General features: G+C 38.4%; 3 protein-coding genes. All 3 read left to right on the plus strand.

Annotated features, from left to right (window positions below; genetic code table 11):
• A partial coding sequence (locus AC1DUW_RS26675) for a YhcN/YlaJ family sporulation lipoprotein (protein ID WP_477643911.1) occupies window positions 1-593 on the plus strand: 593 nt, incomplete at its 5' end.
• Between the two features lie 131 nt (window positions 594-724).
• A complete protein-coding gene (locus AC1DUW_RS26680) occupies window positions 725-1,225 on the plus strand; it encodes a BofC C-terminal domain-containing protein (RefSeq protein WP_477643912.1) in 501 nt (166 codons plus the stop codon).
• Window positions 1,226-1,473: 248 nt separating this feature from the next.
• Window positions 1,474-2,088 (plus strand): Holliday junction branch migration protein RuvA, encoded by a 615-nt coding sequence (gene ruvA / locus AC1DUW_RS26685; RefSeq protein WP_056528317.1) that lies wholly within the window; start codon window positions 1,474-1,476, stop codon window positions 2,086-2,088.
• Window positions 2,089-2,156 lie beyond the last annotated feature (68 nt).

The raw sequence follows: 2,156 nt of genomic DNA on the forward strand, positions 1-2,156 counted from the left end.
AATGGGCATTGCCGCTTTGCACGGTATTAGCTGCCACAGGCTTGGTTGGGTGCGCTAATAATAATGCAGCGGAAAACGAGAATATTACGAATGAGACAGGATATCATTCCACTGAAAAAGATGCGTTAGTCCGCAACATTAATTATCAGAATGTGGTTCAAGGCCTTTACAACAAGGATGATGAATATAGTAAGCGGGATCGTAATTACCATGGTCATGAAAGTAAACCACTTCGGGCTCGATCATCATATTATAATGCGTATGAAGGTGAATTAGTCGACCAAGTTAATGGGGTGGCCAATTCAGAGGATGCAGTTATTGACTCCCGGGCCATTATTATGGAAGATGAAATGCTTGTAGCCTTGTTGCTCGATGACTATAACCAGGCAAAAGCTGTTAAAGAATCAGTAATGAAAAAAGTCGAACCACTCACTGAAGGCCGGACGCTTAACGTAACGACTGATAGAGGCGTGTATTTCCGGACAATGACACTCGATAACAACCTTCGTGATGGCGATACGAGAGACTCAATCATTCTGGATGCCAATGACATGTTCGATAACCTAAACATTCATGAAAATCATTTAAAATGATTATGTGAAGCTGACTAATTTTTGGAGTCAGCTTTTTTTGTTTTATCGACCGGGCCGGATTTTTTCTGGTTAATAATCCTTATTTCGGGTCAAACTACTTAAAAAGTAAACTCCCTTAAGAGGTGAGAATATTGACTAATCAACTTAGAATTCAGTTTTTCTTGACACTTTTTATACTGCCATTTTGCTATACCGTTTTTGCAGAAGAGTTGGTGCAACAGGAAAATAATCCAATTGAAAGAAAGGTAATCCTTCAGCGTATGTATCTTGATGGTGAGTTAAGTGAGGAAAAATTGACAGAAACAATTTGGACGATGGAAGACTTTTGGTTAAAATATCAAGGTTGGAACGTAGTCGATCAGAATGAAGACCAGATTGTACTTAAGAAAATAGAAAATGATATATCTCCGCTTTTAAAGGCAAATGGATATCTAGGCATGAAAAAAGATGGTACGTTATCCATTTTTATTGGTCGACCGGAGCACGCTAAAATCATTCATACTTTCTACCAAATAGACGTTGGTAAACTCGAAGTATACAAGCAAGAAGAATTGCAAAAAGGCATACCAATCGTGAATAAAGACCAATATAAACAGCTCATTAAAGAATATGAGCCATATTCGGTAAATTAGGATGGGAATAGCACCCGTCCTTTTTGTATGGGAACAGGTTTTTTTAAAAAAGTGAATTTCATTCAAGTGGAAAAATTATTTCACCGTTTTTCAGCAGAAACATAAAACTTCAATAAAATAAACAAGGTGTTAAATGGAAGCAAGATCTAGGGAAATAGCCCTGATCAATTGCTAAATAACTTTTAATAAACTTCCACCCTTTTTTATGATAAAATGAGAGGTACAGCAAAATCAGGGAGAGAAATAATTTGTATGATTATATAAAAGGCAAGGTCGATTATATCGGACCTGAATACATAGTTGTGGAAAATGGGGGGATCGGATATCAAGTGATGACGCCGAATCCTTTTATTTTTTCCGCTCAATATCAAAAAGAGATTCAAGTTTTTCTGTATCATTATGTGCGTGAGGATATGGCCGCATTTTACGGATTTCAGACTCGTCAAGAAAAGGCACTGTTCACCAAGTTGTTGAATGTTACTGGAATTGGGCCTAAGGGGGCGCTCGCCATATTAGCGTCAGGCCAGGTCGATCAAGTGGTACAAGCGATTGAAAATGAGGATGAAACGTTTCTTGTTAAATTCCCAGGAGTCGGAAAGAAGACGGCACGCCAAATGATTCTTGATTTAAAAGGAAAACTCGAGAACATAATTCCGGATGCGTTTCCAAACTTGTTTAACGAAGGCATTACAGCGGCAATCAGCCAAAACGGTTATACCGAGGAGCTGGATGAGGCAATTCTCGCCTTAAAGGCTCTTGGTTATTCTGAAAAAGAAATTCAGAAGGTCGCAAAGAAATTACAAACGGAAGAAATGACGACCGAGCAATATATTAAGAAAGCATTGCAAATGATGTTAAGATAAGGAGTGGCGCAATGGAGGAGAGAGTATTCAATCAGGAAGCCGATTTGAACGAACGATCCTTTGAACAA

It is taken from the genome of Peribacillus sp. P4_C12 (genome assembly GCF_056402095.1).